This window comes from Pseudomonas sp. W2Jun17, from assembly GCF_023127795.1.
GTDB lineage: Bacteria > Pseudomonadota > Gammaproteobacteria > Pseudomonadales > Pseudomonadaceae > Aquipseudomonas > Aquipseudomonas synxantha_A.
Genome location: NZ_SPKO01000016.1, coordinates 20652 through 40346 on the forward strand (window position 1 = coordinate 20652; position 19695 = coordinate 40346).

Sequence of the window (19695 nt, forward strand, 5' to 3'; positions counted from 1 at the left end):
TGTGGGAGCCGGGCTTGCCCGCGATGCAGGCACCGCGGTCGTTCAGCCAGACCGGGGCGATGCTATCGCAGGCAAGCCAGCTCCCACACAAGCCTGCTCCCACATTTTTTTACTGCATTTTCAGCGCTTACTGGGCGCCGCTCACCGCACCGACTTTCGACATCACAAAGCCAATGAACTGCTCAACGGTCATCTTCTGGCCGTTGAAGGTCACTTCGTTGTTGGCGTAGTGCAGCTTGGAAACTACATCGGTGCCCACCAGGGTTGCCAGTTGCGTGCCGACTGCCATGCCGCTGACCATCTCGGCCGCCATCTGCGATTGCTGCTCGATGGCTTTGGGGTCAGTCACACCACCGACCTGGGCTTGCAGGGCCGCTACGTCGCTGATCATTGGCTTGGACAGGGTCAGGTTGGCATCCAGCAGCGCAATCATCTGCTTGCCCAGTTCAACCGGCGGCAGCTCCATGGACGTCGGCTTGGCCAGGTCCACAACCAGGTTGAACTTGCTTTCGCCGTGGGTGGTTTTAAGCGACAGGTTTTCCACCGCCAGTTGCGGCTTGGCAGCCAGTACCTGGTTGACGTTGGCTTCGGCCAGGGCCTGCTCGGCTTCGGTCAATTGCAGTTCCGGCACCGGTTGGCCAGCGGCGGCCGCGGCTTGCACCGGTTGCATCTTGTCCTGGTAGAGCTTGGTCAGCACCAGCATCGCCGGGATATCGACGTTCTTCATGCTCACGGCCATGGCAGCCGAGCCGACTGGTTTGCCCTGATAACCGATCTCGTCGATCTTGTAGTCGACGCGACCGGCCAGGTTGTTGTCCTTGGCTTGGGTAGAGTCTTTCTGCTCGAAGCCCTTGAGGGTCAGCACGGCTTTCTGCGGGCCGAAGGTGACCTTGGTATCGGTCAGTTCCACGGTGTTCTGGCCGGTGTAGAAGCCAAAGGTGGATTTCTCCAGGTTGCTGGCAACAGTCAGGCCAGCCAGTTCCGCTTCGAACGGTGCGCCATTGGCATCGATCGCCGCGACCTTGAGGCTGTTCATGAAGCCATCAGCCTTGACCTTCTGGCCTTCGGCGCTGCTGTCGAATTCCAGGTTGGCGCCGGAGAAGCTCACCGAGGAGGTGTCGTCCTTGAACTCCAGCGGCAGCAATTCGATGTTGCCGCTGACCGAACGGCTGTAGCCGATGTTCGCCACGCCTTTGAGCGGCGACACGTCTTTGCTGGCGGCGAACCATTTTTCAGTGGTGGGGTTCTTTTCCAGTTCGTAGTGACTGGTGGCCATGACCGGCAACCACTTGAGGGTCACCAGGCGCGAGAACGGCAGCGGGCCGTGCTCGATATGGTCGACGAACAGCAACTCAGGGTTCGGGTTGTCTTCACCGAACACGCTGCCCTGGCCCTTGAGGCGATAGTGCGCCGTGCTGCTGAACACGCCACGGTCCAGAGACACCAGCTCCAGAGCCACGCTGCCGTCGACGCCGGCCATAGAGGTCTGCAACTCTTTGTTGGCGTTCTGGATGGCGGTTTGCAGGACCGGCTCCAGTTGTTTACCGGTGTACCAGGCGCCGCCCGCACTGACGGCGCCGATGGCGACAACAAAACCCAAGAAAACAACGGCTGGCTTATTCATGAAGTGACCTGATCAAATCCTGTGAGAAGTGGGCTGTCTTCCTTGAACCCCGAAGGGGTTGGCTCAAGCCCGCCGAAAACGGGGGAAGATTAGCACTGGCGAGCGCAAACGGCCCAGCCTTTCAGAGGGATCAGTTCCGTAGGAGTTCAGGAGTACTCCAGCTCGATTTCGTCCAACTGGTGATCAAAACTCTTCAAGCGGGCGGTCCAGGTGTACACCAACACCTCAAACTCGCGGTGGATCACGGCATTGCCGGGGGTGTCGGCCTTGGGGTCGCAAAAATCCAACTGGTAGCGCTCGCGGGCCATTTGCGTGGCCACGTCGGACAATTCCCGCGCGTTATCGAGCCAGTGCCTACCGTCTGCGACCTGTCGATCCAGCAGCACGCACTGCTTTTTCAGGACTTCGAGGCTTTTTTCCAGCGGCGTGCCGGTGAGGTCGCCCATGACCTCCTGGAAGGTGCGCCCGGGCTGCCAGTAGCTGCCCCAGAAATAGCGGTCGAATACGGTTTCGACGCGGCGCAGGGCAACCTTGGTGTCCCAGATCGCGACGCGGGTCTTGCCTTGCTCGAGGAGCTTTTTCTTCACTCGCTGGTTTTGATAAGACGCCCAGGCCACCACGCCGATGGACAAGGTGCCGATCACCAGGCAGGCGCTGTCCAGGAACACCATGGCCTTGTCGAGTTGATGGGCGAGCATGACACCGTAGAAATACGCGGCCGATAACAATACCAGTGCGAAGAGCACGCACCAGAAAGCGGGAGCATAAGGGTTTTTCATTATTGGAATCCCCATGAGCAAACGCGAGCTTTGTCGGGTGAGACGTCACGGCGCCTCACCTGACAAAGCATAGCAATCACCTCACGGTTTGCCGGGTTTTACCCCTTGCGTTCGTCCGCTTTCCCAGCCGCCGCCCAGGGCCAGGAACAGATCGATCTGGCTCATGGCAACCTGGGTGTTGGCCGTCGCCAATTGCGCGCGCATATCGGTGTAGGTGCGCGTGGCTTGCAGGTCGGCCAGGAACGATTCGCGGCCGGCCTGGAAGAAGCGATGGGTCTGGCCGGCAGCTTCTCGCGCCGACTGTTCGGCTTCGGCCAGGGCGTCGCGGCGCTGCAACACCGCAGTGTATTGCGCCAGGCCGGTCTGGGTTTCGCGGATGGCATTGAGCACCACGCCGTCGAAGTGCGCCAAAGCGCCCTGGGTCGCAGCTTCGGCTTCATGGATACGCGCACGGGCGCCGTTGGTCGGCACGGTCCAACTGATCATCGGGCCAAAGCCCCAGCGGTTGGTGGCCGGTGTGCCGAGGTTTTCCAGCAGGCCCACGGTGCCTACCGTGGCGCCGATGCTGATATCCGGATACAGCGCGCCGGTGGCCACGCCGATACGTGCGGTCGCGGCAGCCAACTGGCGCTCAGCCTGGCGCACATCAGGGCGACGTTTGAGCAGCGTGGCACCGTCGCCCACCGGCAGCAACTGGGCGATGTGTGGCAGCTCGGCGCAGGTGCCAGTGCCGGCCGGCAGTTGGTCTACGGGCTTGGCCAGCAGCATCGACAGGCGGAACAGTGCGGCCTGGCGCGAGGCTTCATAGCGCGGAATGTCGGCGCGCAGGGATTTGTATTGGGTTTGCGAGCGGGTCACCTGGGTTTCGTCGCCGCGCCCGGCATCCCGCAGGCGCTGAGTCAGCTTGGTGCTCTGCGCTTGCAGGTCGAGGGATTCGTTGGCAATCGCCAGCTCTTCGTTGGCCGCGCACACCTGGGTGTAGGAACGCACCACATCGGCCACCAGGGTGATGCGAGCGATATCGGCTGCCGCCTGGGTTGCATCGGCGCTGGCCTTGGCGCTTTCGATGCCGCGCTGCAAGGTGCCGAACAGGTCGAACTGATAGGACGTGGTGATGCCGACGCTGCCGATGTTGCCGACCGGGACTTTGTCCGGCAGCAAAAATGCTTCGCCAGATTCCTGCAAGCGCTGGGCCTCGGCCTTGGCGCCGGCACTCCAGCCTCCGGCGGATTCAGCCTGCTGCACTTGGTAACGCGAACGCTGCAAGTTGGCGGCGGCCACGCGCAGATCGGTATTGGAGGCCATGGCCTGCTGCACCAGCTGGTCCAGGCGCGGGTCTTTATACAGCTTCCACCAATCGGCCGGCACCGGCGCCGAGACCACGTTGCTGCCCTCGCCCATGATCGGCCCTTGCAGGTCGCCACGGTTGACTGCGGCCTGCTCCGGCAGTTTGTAATCCGGGCCCACTACTTGGCAGGCCGACAGCAACAACCCCAGGGAAGCGGTTGCCAGAAGCCGCTTCATGGTTTGTCCCCGTCTTTAACCTTGTCGTCGATGATCGACACCGTCGCCGTGCGCCCGGCGATCATGCGAAAGTCCGCCGGCACATCGTCAAAGGCAATGCGCACGGGGATCCGCTGGGCCAGGCGCACCCAGCTGAACGCCGGGTTGACGTTGGGCAGCAGGTTGGAGCCGCTGCTGCGGTCGCGGTCTTCGATACCGGCGACGATGCTCTGCACATGCCCGTGCAGTCGAGCGTTGTCGCCGATCACGCGGATGTCCACGCCCATACCGACGTGGATGCCGTCGAGCTTGGTTTCTTCGAAGTAGCCGTCGATGTGGAAGGAATTGCTGTCCACCACCGACAGCACCGGGCGCCCGGCAGTGACGAACTCCTGGGTGCGCGGTGCGCGGTCGTTGACGTAGCCGTCCACGGGGCTGCGGATCACCGAGCGGTCGAGGTTGAGTTGGGCGGAGTCCACCGTCACTTGCGCTTCGGCCAGGGCGGACTGGGCGCGAGCCACGCGGGACTGGCTTTCTTCCAACTGCTCGCTGGGCACCAGGTTGCCGAGGCCACGGTTACGCTTGTACTCGCGCTGGGCCTGGGCCAGGGTTTCCTGGCGGTCAGCCACGGCGGCCTGGGCTTGGCGCAGGGCCAGCTTGAAGCGGTCCTGGTCGACGGCAAAGAGCACCTGGCCCTTGGTCACCAATTGGTTGTCGCGCACGTCGACGCGTTGGATCAGCCCGGACACGTCCGGGGCGATCTGCACGATGTCGGCGCGGATGTGGCCGTCACGAGTCCAGGGGGCAAACATGTAGTACATGACCATGCGCCACACAACGACGACCGCGAAACTCACGATCAACAACGTCAGGACGACACGGCCGATAATCAAAAAAGGTTTTTTCATGTCATCAAATATCGACTGAGTGAGTCCACCGCGCCCAGCAACAGCGCGTAAAGCCCCACATTGAACAATGCCCGGTGCCAGACCAGGCGATAGAAGTGCATGCGCGTCAACAGCCCGTGCACCACCAGAAACAACACATAGGTAATGCCCATCAGCACCAGCAGCGTGGGCAGGAACACCCCGCTGATATCCAGATCACCGATCATAAAGGCGCTCCATCGGGTAGCGGCGCTTCCATTTCCGTGCCGCCAATGAATTCCACACCGGGCAACAACGCCAGGCGCAGGCCGGCCAAGGCGTGCAGCAGGTGCAGGCGGGTGTCGTCTTCGTCTTGCAGGCCCTGGCCGTTGAGGGCGCGGCGCGTACGGTCCAGGGTCATCAGCAGACCGCTGGGTGCGGGCAAGCGTTCACCGGCCTTGAGGCACGCTTTGAAGTAACCGCCCACCCCTTCCACCACCTGGTTGAGCAACACCCGTGGCACACCGAGGATGCGCGGCGAGTAGGCCAGCAGGTCGAGCAGGTTCAGCGCTACGCGCAGGTCGCGCAGGGCGCTGCCGGTGTCTTGGCCGGTAAGGGCCAGGCGCGGCAGGTGTTGCATCAGGCGGTCGAGCATTTGTGCGGCCATGTGCCGGTGTTCGTTCAGGGTTGCGGGCTCGGTCAGGCCAACGATGTCACGCCAGCTGAAACGGGTCAGGCGCTTGGCCGCCAGTTCGGCGCCGAAGGGCCGGGCGATCAAGGTCCACACAAATGCGAACAGCAGGCCCACGGGCCCAGCCAGGTTGACGTTGGCGAAGTTGAGAAAATCCGCGTCATAGGCGCCCTGGATGCTGATGAACGACGAGGTGTTGACCAGCGTCAGCAACATGCCCAGGTAGAATCGTGGCTGTACCGTGAGGGTGCCGATACAGATAAACGGCACGGCAAAAGCCAGCACCAGCATGGGGAAGTCATGCAGGTTGGGCAGCACCAGAAACAGATACAGGCTGGCGAACAGCACCGACATGGCGGTCCAGAAAAAGAACCGGTAGATCTGCGGCGCCGGGTCGTCCATCGAAGCGAAGAAGCTGCAGGCGACGGCGGCCAGGATCACGGCGCTGCCGCCATCGGTCCAGCCCAGCAGGATCCACAGCACCGAGGCGACGATGATCGCGGTAACGGTGGAAAACGCCGAGTAGAACATCAGCCCACGGTCGAGAAATGGCGTGAGCCGGCCCAGGCGCCAGTGGCGGTAGACGGCGCGCCAGGTGTCCTGGCTTTCGCACTGAATGGCGGCTTGCAGGCTGCGACAGTCTTGCCACAGGTCGACCCATTCGCCCAGGCGGTACAGGGCGTTGGAGAACAGCAACGTGTGGCGGTCATCCAGCGCTTCGCCTTGGGGTTGGGCGGCGTCGATCTGGTCACGCAGCACACGCCAGCGTTCCAGGGGCGCTTGTTCAGTGGTGCTTTGCAGCCAGGCGTTGGCTTCCTCCAGCAACGGTTTGAGCCGGTCGAGAAACTCCGGTGCGCGATGCTCGATGGCGTACACCGCGTCATCCAGCGCGTCGATTACCGGCAGCAGATGAATCATGCGCCCGCGCAGTTCTTTGGTGTTGCGCACCGTTTGCGGCCGCGCGCCTTCGTGGGGCAACTGGCCGATCATCAACTCAAGGGTGTTGAAGGTGGCAACCATGCCGCCGCGCAGGTTGCTGACCGCTTCAGGGTCAATCTGGCGGGTGAGGAAGCGTTGGCTATAGACCTGAGCATCGCTGAACCACTTGGCCACCGAGCCATCGAACACCGGCATCAGGCGCCGTGGCCAGAACATTGCGCCCACCACCGCTGCGACCGCGATGCCAAGGAAGATTTCTTCGGTACGCGCTTCAGCCACGTCCCACACCGCCAGGGGGTTATCCACCACTGGCAGGGCGATCAGCGGCAAGGTATAGCCGGCCAGCATCAGGGCGTAATTATTGGCCGTGCGCAGGTGCATGGAGAGGAACAGCAAGGTGCCCGTCCATAACGCAATCACTACCACCAACAGGTAAGGCGACTGCACGAACATCGGCACAAACAGCACCGCCGCCGCTGCCCCCATAAAGGTGCCAATGGCGCGGTACAAAGCCTTGGAACTGGTGGGCCCGACAAACGGGCTGGAGACGATATACACGGTAGCCATCGCCCAGTACGGACGCGGCATTTGCATCAGCATGGCGATGTACAGCGCAATCATCGACGCGGCGAACGTGCGGACCCCGTAGAACCAGTCGCGGGCGGGCGGGAAGCCGGTAAAAAATCCGTTCAAGGCGCCACAGCCTCGGCCGCTTCGAAGGCGCGCAGCACGCGCAGTGCGGCTTCCAGGTCGGTGGGCGCGATATCCACAAGGACTTCCTTGCGCAGGCGAACCAGTTGGGCTTCTACCGCCTGCACCAGTTCACGGCCGCGCTCGGTGAGGCTCAGGGCCTTGGCGCGGCGGTCGTGGATGTCTTCGGTGCGGCATACGTAGCCGTCGCCGCACAGCCGATCGAGCAGGCGCACCAATGACGGGCTTTCCATACCGGAGGCCTGGGCTACTTTGACCTGGTGCACACCGTCACCCAAGCGACCGATCATCAACAACGGCACGGCGCAGGCTTCGGAGATGCCATAGCTGACCAGCGTGGTCTGGCAGATTTTGCGCCAGTTACGGGCGCCCACCACCATGCTGCTGCTCAGGTTCATCTGAAGTTGTTCGAGGGATTGGGACACTGGATAGTTCGCATACAGTTAGTTTGCTAACTATTAATATGGTGGAGGGAGGAAGAGCCGTCAAGTTTTGAAACAATTTCTCGATGGATGGAGCGATTCAGCGGCCACACCGCCGGGCGAATGTGGGAGGGGGCTTGCTCCCGATGGCGAGGGGTCAGCCACTGATGCATTTACTGACACGCCCTCATCGGGAGCAAGCCCCGTCCCACATTTGGATCAGCGTCGGATGCCCGGGCTATTTTTCAGCCTGACCATCGAGGCGACGCTGGATCTCGCCCAGCATGTCCAGGCCATCGCGCAGTGAAACCAATGCGGCAGTGACCAAGTGATGGAGGTTTGGGTTGTCGCTTGTTGAGACGAGGGTCTCCAAAAGCTCAGTGCCGATACGTATGCGGCTTCGCGCCGTTTCGTGGAGCAGGTGCGATGGGGCAAAGGTGTTGAAAGCCAGGACGGGAACGCCGGTGGGGTTGGTTTGAAGCGGCTTGTATTGGTCCATCGATAAACCTCACAGATAAGGATTTGAACCACCTTCTCCCGTCGCCAAACGAATAAGGGTGGCAGCTGTACGCAGGTTGGCGAACCGGTTATCTGTGAAACCCGGCAGATCCGAAGATCTCCCGCGCACAGCCGCCATAGAACCCAATGCCTTCATCCAAGGAAAAACGCACGGGGTAGGAACGCTGTAACGCGTCACAGAATTTCGGATCGCCAAATCCGATCGCCGATGTGCGGCGACGGGGCGAACTATAGGGGGGATGGTTGAGGCTGTGCAACCAACATATTGATCTCTACCGTCAGTCGTCTCAGCTTTTTCCAAACGCCATTCGGTAATGACGATGTATATACTTTGTGCATACCATTGCGGAGGAATCGCTGATGTCCAAATTAGCCGTTTTTACAATGAAGCTTGAACCAGAGCTTCGCGACCAGTTCATGGCTGAATGCGAAGCCTCCCATCGTCCTGCATCGCAAATCGTACGCGAAATGATGCGTGAATTCGTTCAGGCCCAGCAGCACTCGCGAGAGTACGATGAGTTTTTGCAACGCAAAGTTGATGCTTCTCGTGCATCCATTCGCGCAGGCCGAGAGGTTTCCAATGAAGATTTGGAAGCTGAATTCGCAGCCAGGCGCGCTCAAGTAGATAGTCAGGGATGAGGGTCGCGTGGACGCCCGAGGCAGGGCAGGATCGTAGAGATATCTGGGATTTTCTGTTTGAGAAAAATCCACAAGCCGCAGCCGACATGGACCGGCGCTTCAGCATGGCAGCACTTGGATTAGCACATAACCCCGAAATTGGCCCAATAGGCCGGATTGCGGGAACACGCGAAATCATTCCGCACCCGAGCTACCGCCTTGTTTATCAAGTTGAGCCCGAAGTAGTGAGGATTGTGGCTCTGGTGCATACAGCTCGCCACTGGCCACCAGAAAGTTAAATCCCACATTGATGCCTCAGATCGGCGAGGGCTGATTGCCACATTCCTCAATCACCCGCCCCACCTCCTCCTCAATAAACCCAAACACCTCCTCCGCCACGCTGTACTGAAACTGCTTGCGCCGATGCTTGGAAAGCTTGCCCTCGTTATCCAGGCACATCATCACCAGCTTCGACAAATCACTGCCACGCACGTCGTAGCGTTGATTCACGGCCTTGATCACGCGGTCGTAGCGGTCGAGGAATTCGGTTTCTTCGCGCAGTTCGACTTCCAGTGCGCGGCGGGCCATTTGCAGGGTGAATTCGACGCAGCGGGTGGCGTCCCAGTAGCGGTAGATCGAGGGGTGGCCGATGAAGTCGAACGCCATGTGGTCGCCGTCCAGCCAAGTAACGCTCCAGAATTCCCGCGTCGGCTGGGAGAAGGTCTTGAGCGCCTCCAGATAGGCTTGTTCCTCGTGCTTCATGGCGACGGAGACTGGTAGCAACAAGCCATTTCCCAGTGCGCCGTAATGACAAAGCGTCTGGTGGATCAGGAAGCGAGACAGGCGGCCATTACCGTCCATGAACGGGTGCAGGAACACGAAGCCGAAAGCAGTGACGGCAGCCGCGACCAAGGGATCAACGTCTCGCACGGGTTGGTTGGCGAAGGCCATCAGCTCTTCCATCAGTTCCTGGCAAAGCTCTGGTGCTGGCGGCACGTAGCTCACACCGGCGCCGCCGCGCAGGCCGTTGTGCAGATGATTTTGTTCGTGGCGAAACGCAACGGCTTTGTCGAAGGGATTGGAGACGGTGCTGTTTTGCAGTTCGACCAAGTAGTCTTCGGTGAGCAAACGGCCTTCATGGGACTGGCGCAGTAGTTGGACGAAACGGCGGGATTTTTCTTCGCTGGGGTGTTCTTTTTCGATGGCAAATGAATCGCGGGTTTCGTGCAGGTACGCCCACTGGATGGCGCGGTCCATCATTTCGGGTGGGAGGCTGGCCATGAAGGATTTGGCGCGGGCCAATACATCAAGCGCCAACAACGCTTCTAGCTCAGGCGTTCGCTCTACGGTGGCGCAATAATGCAAAGAGCCCAAACCGTTGAAATCCACTCGCCAACGACTGTTGCGAATACTCGGACCGGTTACATAGCGCTGGGGATCGAACAAGGGAACAACGCGACCACGAACAGGAAGGGTGTGATCCAGCATTTTCCCGGTAAAGCCTTCCCAAAGAAAACAGGCTTTTCGGATAAACGCACCGTTGGGCGAGTCGGCCAGCGCCTCCAAAAACGGTTCTGGGCCAAGCTGTTCAAACACCTGGGCAAGTATCGCCAGGTTCACGCCTTCATGCTTAAGCGCAAACAGCACATGTTCAAACAGCGCATGTTGGGCAGGCGCCACAGAATGGGGCACCGCCAGGCAGTCACCGATCAGGGTAATCCTGGTCACCGGCTTGATCATCGCAGCGCGCAACGGTGCGATAACCTTTAGATCCAGCGCCTCACACAGATGAGCGTATCCGACTGTTGGCATGGCGAGCTTTTCCAGAAAAAATTCACTTAAGCGATTAAAGCCCAGTTTTTTTTACCGCTCACCATTTTTTTTTACATGCTCGCCTTTATTGGGATATTTTTTTACACCCGTCGTCCACCCCGCAACATCAGATTCAACTCATCCACCACCTCCGCCCAATCCGCATCTTCCAGAATCTCCTCGCGCAAAAATGCCTTTTGGGCGTCGCTCCAAAAAAAAGCATCGGCGAGTTTCAAATCTGGCTTGAGCGGCGAATGAGAGGCGACAAATTGCTCAATGCTGACCGGGTCATTCGGCAACCCAAGCTGTTTGAACAACGACGGCAAGCTATGCACTGGCGATTCCATGATGAGCTCCTGATAGAGAAGGGTTAATCGAGTCTAGCGGCAACCCTCAGGTTGCGGCGCCGGCACCTTGCACAGCACGAACAGACGCGCCCGTGCGCCACCGCCGTCCTGGCGGCTGAGCTCGCGCCAACCTTCGGGGAGCGGGGCGAAGTCGTCCGGTGCTTCATTGCTGCTGATCAGCCATACGCGCCGGGTATTGGCCGGTAATGCCGATAAAGAATCCAGATAGATGCGCCCGCCATCCTGATCTACCAGGGTGCCGAAGCCGTAGGCATTTGGCCGGGTCGACGTGCCGTCGGGTTTGGGCGGGGTGTAGAGCTGCAACTGGGCGTCAGTTTCGTCGTAGTACACGTAGCTCAGATACCACATCATATCGCTGAGGACGATGCGGTCGTCTTACTGGTAATTGCGATTGACGAACTCCACCGGCACGTTGAATTGGTCGTGCTCATCCACTTCGAAGTTGTTCTTCAGGCCCAGCAGTTCCATGCCCACAAACAGCACCCACAGCGCTGCGCCCAGCCATGACAAGCGTGACGGCAAGCGGTCGATGGCAAGCGCCAGGACGATCGGCAAACCCAGGGCATACACCGTAAGGTAGCGCTCGATAAAGACCGGCGAGATAAACGACACGCCATACACCAACAGCAACGGCAACAAGAAAAACAACGCCGGCAAACGAGCTCCCGGGTGGCGCCAGGCCGTCATCCACACCACCGCAATCAGCAGCAGCGGAAATATCCAGAACAGCGGCGTCCACAAATCATCGCCGGCATCCTGCAACACGAACTGCCAGATCATCGAGGGCACAGACAGCAGGTTGACCGGCTCTTCCCAGCCGATGTCGCCGCCCACCTTGAGCTGGTCGACATGCTGCACCAGGTCCAACAGGTTCGGCAGCCAAGGCAGGTACAACAACACGATCACCACGTTGGCCGCCCACCATGCAGGCCGCGTTATCAAACGTTGGCCTGGCGCCTGCATCCCCAGATAAGCCCAATGCACCAGCACGCACAGCGCGGTGAAGTAATGCGTGTAGAAACCGGCACTCATCAACAGCACATACGCGGCCAAATAGCGCGTGCGTTCGGGCTGACGCATCCAGTACACCAGCGCCAGCGTGGCGCCCAGCAGCCACACGCCCAGCAGCGAATACATGCGCACTTCCTGGCTGTAGCGCACCGCCGTCGGCAACAGCGCCAGCAGGATGCCCGCCAGCACTGCCGCGCGCCGAGTGGACAGTTGCCGCGTCAGCCAGATGCCCAAGCCAACCACGGCTACGCCCGGCAGCGCGCTCATGCTGCGAATGGACCCGATGCTGTCGCCGAACACTTCGATCCAGCCGCGCAGCAGGAAGAAATACAGCGGCGGATGCACATCATGGGCCGCGTGAAACCACAGGTCGGCCACGGCGTATTCACTGAGCAACAGGCTCGACCCTTCATCGCCCCAGATCGCCGCCGAGGTGAGGTGGTAAAACCGCAGGGCCATGGCCAGCGCCAGGATCGGTACCCACCAGAGACGGCTGAGTCGACCAGCACCTTGCCAGGTCAGGCGCTGCAAGGCTGGCAGCGCTCCGGCTTTTTCGTTTTGCTCAACCACAGACCGACGCACTTCAATACCCCTGGCATTAGCTCGCTTGCCTGAGCGCAAACACCGCCACTCTAGGACAAAAGCCCAGGCTTCGCCGCTGGAATCGGACAAATCGGTATTTTGCGTAGGACCTCACCGAAGCACAGCTCAGAACAGGCTATTATTGGGGCCCTCCAAGGACTCAGGATCAAGGACACGTCATGCGCATCGGTTTTTTGTCACCTCTGGCACTGGCTCTCCTGGCCAGTATTTCCCTACAGGCTCAGGCCAGCTCCGACGATTCATGCTACCCCGACTGGCGTGTCTCGCGTGACAGCCTCGAACCTTGCAGCAACCAGCCCTTTCTCAGCCCGGGCAACGACAGCCGGGTCAACCTGCGCCTGTTGCTGGCCGACAAAAAAGCCGCGCCGCTGACGCCCAATGCCTTGGGCGAAGACGATTTGGCCCAGGGTTTCGGCCCGGTGCCGTTTCCGGTGTATCGCCTGGTGCCAGCGCCGGCCGCGAATGATGAGCCCGATAACAAAGCGGACGATTCACGCACGGCCGAACTCGACACCCTGCTCCAACCGCTGGGCATCAAGCGCGAGGAATACAAGACTGCCGGTGAAGCGTTCCTGAATGGCGAAGGCAGCCGCTGCCGCAGCAACAGCGATGACAGCGCCACGGCGTTTATCAGTCAGGTGATCAAAGCCGATATGCCGCCAGCCGAGCGCGACGTGCTGGTGAAAGCGCGGTTGCAGTTGCTGACCACCTGTGACTTCACAGGCCAGGTGGTGGACGCGCAGTTGACGCCCTCGGCCAATGCCCAGCTGTTTCGCACTTACCTGCAGGCCGCCGCCGATTTCTACGGCGGTCGCTTCGTTTACGCCGAGCGCGGTTTCGCCGCCGCCTCGACCAGCGAGGTGCCCTGGCTGAAAGAAACCGCACTGTACATGACCGCACGCACCTCGTTGAACCGGGCCCAGGCCGAAGCCTTCGATGAGTACGGGATGCCGCAACGCGAGCATGTGGATAAGTCTGCCTTGAGCGACGCTGAAGAAGGCTTTCTCGGTTACCTGAAACATTATCCACAAGGCGATTACGTTGCGTCCGCCCGTGGCCTGTTGCGCCGCGTGCATTGGCTGGCGAACGACGACGCCAAGCTCGCCGAAGACTTCACCTGGCAATTCACCGAGGCCACTGACGCCCAGCGTAACGTGAGCGTCGACGAGTTGGTCGAAGAAGCCGACCTCAAGTTGCTCATGGTCGGCAACAACTCGGCGAACAGCCCGATGCTGCAAGTGGTCAGCGACCTGATGGCGATGCGCGCCCATACGCCGCCGCTGTTGAGCCGCGAAGACCTCGACAAGCAAAAGAGCACATTCGCCAACGAACCGGCATTGTTCGACTACCTGCAAGCGGCGTATGCCCTGTACGTTGAGCATCAACCTGATGCTGCCCTCAAGCATTTGCCTGCGGATATGCCGTCGAACCTCGACTACTTTGCCTTCAGCCAGCAGACCTTGCGCGCCTTGGCACTGGAGGCCAAGCAAGATTGGAAGGGCGCCGAGAGCCTGTGGCTGCAAATGCTACCGCTGGCCAAGCAACCGCTGCAACGCGACCAACTGGAGTTGGCCCTGGCGATGAACTATGAGCGCAGCGGCCAACTGGCCAAGGTGTTCGCAACCGATTCGCCGATCAGCGCCAAGCAAGTGCGCTACATCCTGCTGCGCAACGTCGCCGGGCCCGACCTGCTGCGCCAGCAGATCGCCAACGCCAGCGACCCGACCGAACGCCAGAGCGCGCAATTCGTGCTGCTCTACAAAGACCTGCTGCACCGCCAGTTCGCGACCTTTGCCGATGACCTCAAGCAGGCCTCGCTCTCTGATGACAAGCTCGGCACCAGCCTGGGCTACACCTACACCAGCGGCCAGACCTTGAAGCTGTTCCAGTGGAATGGTGACAAGGCCGAATCCGGCTACGCCTGCCCAAGCATCGCGCAAACCGCCGCGACCTTGCAGGATGAGGCCAAAAACCCCCACGCCTTGAACTGCTTCGGTGAGTTCATCCTGCGCAACGGCCTGGACGGCATGCCACTGGAACAACCCCGCGCCGCCGGCAGCCTGGGCAGCACCGAATCGCAGTTCAAGGGTGAAACCTTCTCGCGGCTGGACGGCTACAAACAGGTGATCGCCAACGCCAAAGCACCGAAAACCGACAAGGCGTACGCGTTGTTCCGCGCCATCAACTGCTACGCGCCGGCCGGTTACAACAGCTGCGGGGGTGAAGACGTTGCGCCAGCGGTGCGCAAAGCCTGGTTCCGCCAACTCAAGACCGGTTTTGCCGATACCCAGTGGGGCAAGTCGCTGCAGTACTACTGGTGAAGTCGCTGTGGCTGGGCTTGTTGTTGCTGGCAAGCCCGGCTTTCGGCGCCGTCGAAGCCCGCGACTATGACGCTTTCTGGCTGTGGAGTGGTGTCACGCCGCAGCCTGTGATCAAGCAGGCAAAAACCCTGTACATCCTGCAAGGCCAGATCAACTCCACCCGCCGCGCCCCCCAGCGCGGCGTGCAATTGATCGCCCAAGGCATCAGCGTGCCACGCATTAGCCAAGGCGAAATCTGGGTGGTCTATCGCGCCCACACCTTGCACTGGCCGGAACAGGTCTACACCCAACTGCTCGGCCAGGTGCAACGCTGGCGCGACGCGGGTAACCCTGTGATCGGCATCCAGATCGACTTCGACGCCCGCACCCAGTACCTGCACGAATACGCTGATTTTCTGCGCGACCTGCGCCGGCGTCTGCCTGCCGACCTGCGGTTAAGCATCACCGGCCTGATGGACTGGAGCAGCAACGCCAACCCGGCCGCCATCGCCCAGCTCAAAGGCGTGGTGGACGAAGTGGTGGTGCAGACGTATCAAGGGCGGCACAGCATCCCGGATTACGCGGCGTACCTGCCACGGATGAACCGAATGGGAGTTCCGTTCAAGATCGGTTTGATTCAAGGCGGCGAGTGGGAGGCGCCAGGGTATTTGCAAGGGAATGAGTGGTTTCGGGGGTATGTGGTGTTTTTGCAGAACCCTTGAATCTTCCAAACATGGAAAAAAACCGTCTATCAAACCGGTTTTTTTGCGTGTGGCCTTAGCAACTTGAATGATATAAGTTGCCCTTACTGCCTTAAGGGGTGATATATCATGCATGAAACAGGCAAGCCATACCCCCACAAAGGGTATATCTCAGAGAGAAGCGCTGAACTGATGAGAGGTATCGGGAACGGTATCGAAATAGCCCGTATTCGTCGCCGTTTGAAAATCTCGACCATATGCAGCCGGGCGGGCATTACACGACAGACGTATCAGCGGCTGAGACAGGGAGAAGCAGGCGTATCCCTCGGCGTGCTGATGAATGTGCTTAGCGCGATGGACCTGGAAGAAGGTATGGCGAGCATTGCGTCACCAGAACTTGACCAGGTTGGGATTACCATGAGCCTCGCCCGTGAGCCCGACCGAATTCGCACAGAAGGGGAACCTGATGTCTTGGAAGCCGATTGGTAACGCATTCGTTTTTTCAGCTCACTCAGTCGGTGATCCGGTCCCTGTTGGTGAGGTGGCCATGCACGCAAGCGGATTCGTTTTTCGCTACGCCAACAGCTGGCTTGCGCGCCCCAAGGCATTTGCGATTGACCCGCTTAGCCTGCCACTGACCCCTAACCAGTATTCCTCGACACGCATGTTTGGTGTGCTCGACGACGCAACGCCCGACAATTGGGGTCGGCGTGTTCTACTGGCGACCCAAAAACAGCATCCACAAAACGAAGTTGAATGGCTCCTTGCTTCGCGGGGTGCGGGAGTGGGCTGCCTGCTGTTCAGTGCGTCAAGAAACCTGTTGCCGACTCTGCACCAACCGCCGCAATTTGAAGACCTTGAGAAAATCATGGTGGGCCTTGATCAGGTCGAAAAAGGTAATGTCGACCTGCCTGCGGAAATCGCACGACTATTCGAATTCGGCAGTTCCATGGGCGGCGCCAGGCCGAAGGTCACCGTGACTCACGAAGGTAAGGAATGGATTGCTAAATTCGGCCGTAGCGACGATGTTTTCGATCAACCACGTGCTGAATTCGCCAGCCTTCAAATGGCGGATGCGGCAGGTCTACCCGCAGCCGGGCACAAGTTGGTAGAGGTCGCCGGCAAACCGGTTTTGATGGTCGAACGTTTTGACCGGCATGAGGGGGCTGGACGCGAGCACTATGTCAGCTGCAATTCGTTGGTCAGCACTGAGAAGCCGCGAATGCGAGTTGACGCGGTTGAGAGTGCCGTTTCCTATTCCAGGATCGCCGACGTGTTGAAGAAGGTCTGCGACGATGCCACCTTTGACATGCGTGAGCTTTACAAGCGTATGGCCTTCAATGTGCTGATCGGCAATAGCGACGACCACCTGAAACAAACCGGGCTTCTGCTGACCAGCGCCTCGGGCTATTCCCTTGCGCCAGTATTTGACGTGTTGCCCCACCCCACGCAACTAGGCTTGCAGGCGTTGATCATCGGGAATGAGGGCAGGGTATCGTCTGTCAGCAATTTGCTGAGTACGCCTGAACGCTTTGGGTTGGGGGCGGATGAAGCAAGGTCCATCGTCACGGATATGTATGCCGTCGTGCGAGAAGCCTCCGGCTTTTTCGAAGCGGCAGGCTGTAGCGGTGCCGATGTGCGCATGCTTTCCAATGTGTGTACCCGGTTTGCAGCAGACCTCGCTTAGGATCAAGGATCTCGGGCTGCAACAAAGCGCACCCTCATTACTGAGCGACTGGCAACGGATACACCGACTCCCACCCTCCTCCCAGCGCCTTGTACAACCCGACCATGGCCAATGACACGCCGGTGGAGCTTTCCACCCACTGCTCTTGAGTTGCCAGCAATGCGCTTTGCACGGTGAGTACATTGACGAAATCCGCCACACCTTCGACGTACTGGTGTTGCGCGGTGGTCAGCGCGATCTGGTTCTGGCGCACCGCTTCGGCCAGGCTGTCGCGACGCAATTGGCTGGCGTTGTAGCGGGTCAGTTGGTCGTCGATTTCATGCCAGGCGCGCAGCACGGTTTGCTGGTAGGCAAGGGCCGCTTCCTGTTGCTGGGCTTCGCGCAAATCCACCATGCCTTGCAGGCGCCCACCGTTGAACAGTGGCAGGCTTAATTGCGGGCCGAGGGCAAATGCGCGGGAGCCCCAGGAGCCGAAGTCCGACAGTTGCATGGCTTGGGAGCCGAGGCTGCCGGACAGGGTGATGCGCGGGTAAAATTCGCCCTTGGCCACGCCGATGCTGGCAGTGGCGGCGTGCAAGCGCGCTTCTGCCTGGCGGATGTCGGGACGGCGTTCGGCCAGCTCCGAGGGCAGGCCAATGGCGACCTGACGCTGGGTTTGCGGCACGGCGGCGTCCTTGGACAGCTGCGCGTGCAAGGCCTGGGGCGGTTCGCCCATCAGCAGGCTCAGGGCGTTGATCAGTTGGTCCTGGCGTTGCTGCAAATCCGGCAGACGCGCTTCGATGGCCGCGACCTGGGCGGCGGCTTCGGCCACGTCGAGGTCGGTCGCTACGCCATCAGCCAGACGCAGTTGCGAGAGCTTGAGGCTGTGGCGGGCCACGTCGAGGTTTTGCTCGGTAACGGCACGGGTGTTCTGCACGCCGCGCAGTTGGATATAGTCCTGGGCGGTCTCGGCCAACACCGACAACAGCACGGCACGACGGTCGTTTTCGGCGACTTCCAGCGTGGCGTCGGCTGCTTCGGTTTCACGCTTGACCCGGCCCCAGAAATCCAGCTCCCAAGAGGCCGAGAAGCCCATGTCCCATTGGTTGAAGGCCGAACGGCCGTTCTCGCCGGAAGGGTCGTTCAAGCCTTTGCCACTGTTACGTTTGCGCTGGTAGCCGCCACCCGCATCGACATTGGGGTAACGCTCGGCGGTGGTCACCTGGCGTACGGCGCGGCTCTGTTGCAGGCGGCTGCTGGCCAGTTTCAAGTCGAGGTTATCGCTGAGGGCCCGGCGTGTCAGGGCGGAAAGCTGCGCGTCGTGGAACACGTCCCACCAGCGCTCCTGCAAGGGATCGCTAACGGCACGGCTGGCAGCTTGTCGGCCCTGGGGTTCGCTCCACTGATTGATCTGCGGGCTCTCGGGCCGCTGGAAGTCGGGACCGACCGTGCAGGCACTCAGGCTGATCAGGCTTAAGGTGAGCCAGGCGACGTGTTTCATTGCTGGGCCACCTCACGCTGTTGCGCGACCGGCCGCGTATCGACGCTGGCTTCCACCGACATGCCGACGCGCAGGCGCTCGGTCAATGGCTGGTTCGGCTCAAGCACGATCTTCACCGGAATACGCTGCACCACCTTGGTGAAGTTGCCGGTGGCGTTGTCCGGTTTGACCGAGGCAAAGGTCACCCCCGTGGCCGGCGCCAGGCTTTCCAGATGGCCTTTGAGCAGTTCGCCGTCAAGGCTGTCGACGCTGACCTGCACCGCTTGCCCCGCGTGCATATGCGACAGTTGCGTCTCCTGGAAGTTGGCTACCACATAGGCCTCGGCCAGCGGCACGACCGCGAGGATCTTGCTGCCCGGGGTCACATAGGCGCCGACCCGCACCGCTCGCTCGCCGACCATGCCATCGACCGGCGCGACAATGCGCGTGTAGGACAGCTGATAACTGGCCATTTCCAACGCCGCCTGGGCGCGCTTGAGCCCACCTTCGGCGGCGTCACGCTGGGCGGTGAGGATTTCCACCTGCTTGCGTTCGGCGGCCAGCACTGCGGTGGATTTGGCCAGGCGTGCGGTGGCCTGGTCGATACGGGTCTTGGCTTGTTGGGCGTTCTGCACGGTACCTGCGCCGACGCCAGCGAGGTGGTTGTAGCGGTTCAGTTCGTGTTCGGCGAAGGCGACTTCGGCGCGATCCGCCGCGACAGTGGCCTGGGCCTGGGCGATCACCGAGCTCTGGCGCTCCAGGGTCGCGCTGGCGTTTTTCAACTGGGCCTGGGCGACCAAGGTGTCGGCATCGGCGGCCTGGGCGGCGGCGCGAAAGTCGCGGTCGTCGATCAAAGCCAACAGTTGGCCGGCCTTGACGCGCTGGTTGTCTTCTACCAGCACTTCCTTGATGAAGCCCGCCACCCGCGGCGCCACCAGGGTGAAGTCGGCGGCGACGAAGGCGTCGTTGGTGGTCTGGTGCTTGCTGCCCAGTACGCCCGGCGCAACCAGATAAACCAGTACGCCAACGGCAAATACAGCAATAACGGAGACGGCAATTTTGTCTTTGCGTTTCATGGAAAG

18 protein-coding genes and 1 pseudogene are annotated in these 19695 nt (G+C 60.6%); 6 read left to right on the forward strand and 13 right to left on the reverse strand.

The features are described from left to right. Nucleotides 1-127: 127 nt before the first annotated feature. The 8 genes from E4O98_RS11660 to E4O98_RS11695 all read right to left on the reverse strand — a co-directional run bounded on the left by E4O98_RS11660 (nucleotide 128) and on the right by E4O98_RS11695 (nucleotide 8034). Nucleotides 128-1624 carry a YdgA family protein gene (locus E4O98_RS11660; RefSeq protein WP_032878495.1) on the reverse strand — a complete coding sequence of 499 codons (1497 nt, stop codon included), beginning with the start codon at nucleotides 1622-1624 and terminating at the stop codon, nucleotides 128-130. Between the two features lie 146 nt (nucleotides 1625-1770). Beyond that, complete coding sequence (locus E4O98_RS11665) at nucleotides 1771-2403, reverse strand: hypothetical protein (protein ID WP_032878496.1); 633 nt, start codon at nucleotides 2401-2403, stop codon at nucleotides 1771-1773. 81 nt (nucleotides 2404-2484) lie between these two features. Then, a complete protein-coding gene (locus E4O98_RS11670) occupies nucleotides 2485-3927 on the reverse strand; it encodes an efflux transporter outer membrane subunit (protein WP_103734049.1) in 1443 nt (480 codons plus the stop codon). Then, on the reverse strand, nucleotides 3924-4814 hold the full coding sequence (locus E4O98_RS11675) for an efflux RND transporter periplasmic adaptor subunit (protein WP_248135115.1): 891 nt from the start codon (nucleotides 4812-4814) through the stop codon (nucleotides 3924-3926). Before E4O98_RS11675 ends, E4O98_RS11670 begins: the two co-directional genes overlap by 4 nt. After that, nucleotides 4811-5020: a DUF1656 domain-containing protein gene (locus E4O98_RS11680; protein WP_003187469.1), complete on the reverse strand. Its 210-nt coding sequence runs from the start codon at nucleotides 5018-5020 to the stop codon at nucleotides 4811-4813. The genes E4O98_RS11675 and E4O98_RS11680 overlap by 4 nt, the downstream gene beginning before the upstream one ends. Continuing rightward, nucleotides 5017-7095 carry an FUSC family protein gene (locus E4O98_RS11685; protein ID WP_005783581.1) on the reverse strand — a complete coding sequence of 693 codons (2079 nt, stop codon included), beginning with the start codon at nucleotides 7093-7095 and terminating at the stop codon, nucleotides 5017-5019. The genes E4O98_RS11680 and E4O98_RS11685 overlap by 4 nt, the downstream gene beginning before the upstream one ends. Beyond that, nucleotides 7092-7511 carry a MarR family transcriptional regulator gene (locus tag E4O98_RS11690; RefSeq protein WP_005783580.1) on the reverse strand — a complete coding sequence of 140 codons (420 nt, stop codon included), beginning with the start codon at nucleotides 7509-7511 and terminating at the stop codon, nucleotides 7092-7094. Before E4O98_RS11690 ends, E4O98_RS11685 begins: the two co-directional genes overlap by 4 nt. A gap of 262 nt (nucleotides 7512-7773) precedes the next feature. Continuing rightward, nucleotides 7774-8034: a short-chain dehydrogenase gene (locus tag E4O98_RS11695; RefSeq protein ID WP_103734050.1), complete on the reverse strand. Its 261-nt coding sequence runs from the start codon at nucleotides 8032-8034 to the stop codon at nucleotides 7774-7776. 380 nt (nucleotides 8035-8414) lie between these two features. Here E4O98_RS11695 and E4O98_RS11700 point away from each other — a divergent pair, with 380 nt between their 5' ends. Continuing rightward, on the forward strand, nucleotides 8415-8693 hold the full coding sequence (locus tag E4O98_RS11700) for an antitoxin (RefSeq protein ID WP_032878500.1): 279 nt from the start codon (nucleotides 8415-8417) through the stop codon (nucleotides 8691-8693). Further along, nucleotides 8690-8971: a type II toxin-antitoxin system RelE/ParE family toxin gene (locus E4O98_RS11705; RefSeq protein WP_103734051.1), complete on the forward strand. Its 282-nt coding sequence runs from the start codon at nucleotides 8690-8692 to the stop codon at nucleotides 8969-8971. Before E4O98_RS11700 ends, E4O98_RS11705 begins: the two co-directional genes overlap by 4 nt. 16 nt (nucleotides 8972-8987) lie before the next feature. Here E4O98_RS11705 and E4O98_RS11710 read toward each other — a convergent pair whose 3' ends face one another. The 3 genes and pseudogenes from E4O98_RS11710 to E4O98_RS11720 form a co-directional block, all read right to left on the reverse strand. Beyond that, nucleotides 8988-10484: a Fic family protein gene (locus E4O98_RS11710; RefSeq protein ID WP_248135118.1), complete on the reverse strand. Its 1497-nt coding sequence runs from the start codon at nucleotides 10482-10484 to the stop codon at nucleotides 8988-8990. Between the two features lie 101 nt (nucleotides 10485-10585). Beyond that, on the reverse strand, nucleotides 10586-10831 hold the full coding sequence (locus E4O98_RS11715; protein WP_032878502.1) for a DUF2789 domain-containing protein: 246 nt from the start codon (nucleotides 10829-10831) through the stop codon (nucleotides 10586-10588). A 33-nt stretch (nucleotides 10832-10864) separates the two neighbouring features. Next, nucleotides 10865-12445, reverse strand: a pseudogene (locus tag E4O98_RS11720) (glycosyltransferase family 39 protein). A 179-nt stretch (nucleotides 12446-12624) separates the two neighbouring features. Here E4O98_RS11720 and E4O98_RS11725 point away from each other — a divergent pair. The 4 genes from E4O98_RS11725 (at nucleotide 12625) to E4O98_RS11740 (ending at nucleotide 17154) form a co-directional block, all read left to right on the forward strand. Next, the gene (locus tag E4O98_RS11725) at nucleotides 12625-14787 is read left to right on the forward strand and encodes an outer membrane assembly lipoprotein YfiO (RefSeq protein WP_248135120.1); all 2163 of its coding nucleotides are present in this window, start codon (nucleotides 12625-12627) and stop codon (nucleotides 14785-14787) included. Next, nucleotides 14784-15488 (forward strand): DUF3142 domain-containing protein, encoded by a 705-nt coding sequence (locus tag E4O98_RS11730; RefSeq protein WP_248135123.1) that lies wholly within the window; start codon nucleotides 14784-14786, stop codon nucleotides 15486-15488. The genes E4O98_RS11725 and E4O98_RS11730 overlap by 4 nt, the downstream gene beginning before the upstream one ends. Before the next feature lie 108 nt (nucleotides 15489-15596). Next, complete coding sequence (locus tag E4O98_RS11735) at nucleotides 15597-15956, forward strand: helix-turn-helix transcriptional regulator (RefSeq protein ID WP_032878508.1); 360 nt, start codon at nucleotides 15597-15599, stop codon at nucleotides 15954-15956. Beyond that, entirely contained in the window at nucleotides 15898-17154 is a 1257-nt protein-coding gene (locus tag E4O98_RS11740) for a type II toxin-antitoxin system HipA family toxin (protein WP_248135126.1), read from the forward strand. The genes E4O98_RS11735 and E4O98_RS11740 overlap by 59 nt, the downstream gene beginning before the upstream one ends. Nucleotides 17155-17191: 37 nt before the next feature. Here the strand turns inward: E4O98_RS11740 and E4O98_RS11745 are convergent, their stop codons facing one another. Continuing rightward, complete coding sequence (locus tag E4O98_RS11745; RefSeq protein WP_248135129.1) at nucleotides 17192-18634, reverse strand: efflux transporter outer membrane subunit; 1443 nt, start codon at nucleotides 18632-18634, stop codon at nucleotides 17192-17194. Further along, nucleotides 18631-19689, reverse strand: coding sequence for an HlyD family secretion protein (locus E4O98_RS11750; RefSeq protein ID WP_032878511.1), 1059 nt, complete (start codon nucleotides 19687-19689; stop codon nucleotides 18631-18633). The genes E4O98_RS11745 and E4O98_RS11750 overlap by 4 nt, the downstream gene beginning before the upstream one ends. Nucleotides 19690-19695: the final 6 nt, after the last annotated feature.

What these genes read in the sequence shown, in the direction of transcription:
- E4O98_RS11670 (WP_103734049.1), bottom strand. Translation starts at nt 3,927, where the DNA reads ATGAAGCGGCTTCTGGCAACCGCTTCCCTGGGGTTGTTGCTGTCGGCC.
- E4O98_RS11680 (WP_003187469.1), bottom strand. Translation starts at nt 5,020, where the DNA reads ATGATCGGTGATCTGGATATCAGCGGGGTGTTCCTGCCCACGCTGCTG.
- E4O98_RS11690 (WP_005783580.1), bottom strand. Translation starts at nt 7,511, where the DNA reads ATGAACCTGAGCAGCAGCATGGTGGTGGGCGCCCGTAACTGGCGCAAA.
- E4O98_RS11665 (WP_032878496.1), bottom strand. Translation starts at nt 2,403, where the DNA reads ATGAAAAACCCTTATGCTCCCGCTTTCTGGTGCGTGCTCTTCGCACTG.
- E4O98_RS11725 (WP_248135120.1), top strand. Translation starts at nt 12,625, where the DNA reads ATGCGCATCGGTTTTTTGTCACCTCTGGCACTGGCTCTCCTGGCCAGT.
- E4O98_RS11750 (WP_032878511.1), bottom strand. Translation starts at nt 19,689, where the DNA reads ATGAAACGCAAAGACAAAATTGCCGTCTCCGTTATTGCTGTATTTGCC.
- E4O98_RS11675 (WP_248135115.1), bottom strand. Translation starts at nt 4,814, where the DNA reads ATGAAAAAACCTTTTTTGATTATCGGCCGTGTCGTCCTGACGTTGTTG.
- E4O98_RS11745 (WP_248135129.1), bottom strand. Translation starts at nt 18,634, where the DNA reads ATGAAACACGTCGCCTGGCTCACCTTAAGCCTGATCAGCCTGAGTGCC.
- E4O98_RS11695 (WP_103734050.1), bottom strand. Translation starts at nt 8,034, where the DNA reads ATGGACCAATACAAGCCGCTTCAAACCAACCCCACCGGCGTTCCCGTC.
- E4O98_RS11735 (WP_032878508.1), top strand. Translation starts at nt 15,597, where the DNA reads ATGCATGAAACAGGCAAGCCATACCCCCACAAAGGGTATATCTCAGAG.
- E4O98_RS11700 (WP_032878500.1), top strand. Translation starts at nt 8,415, where the DNA reads ATGTCCAAATTAGCCGTTTTTACAATGAAGCTTGAACCAGAGCTTCGC.
- E4O98_RS11660 (WP_032878495.1), bottom strand. Translation starts at nt 1,624, where the DNA reads ATGAATAAGCCAGCCGTTGTTTTCTTGGGTTTTGTTGTCGCCATCGGC.
- E4O98_RS11710 (WP_248135118.1), bottom strand. Translation starts at nt 10,484, where the DNA reads ATGCCAACAGTCGGATACGCTCATCTGTGTGAGGCGCTGGATCTAAAG.
- E4O98_RS11705 (WP_103734051.1), top strand. Translation starts at nt 8,690, where the DNA reads ATGAGGGTCGCGTGGACGCCCGAGGCAGGGCAGGATCGTAGAGATATC.
- E4O98_RS11715 (WP_032878502.1), bottom strand. Translation starts at nt 10,831, where the DNA reads ATGGAATCGCCAGTGCATAGCTTGCCGTCGTTGTTCAAACAGCTTGGG.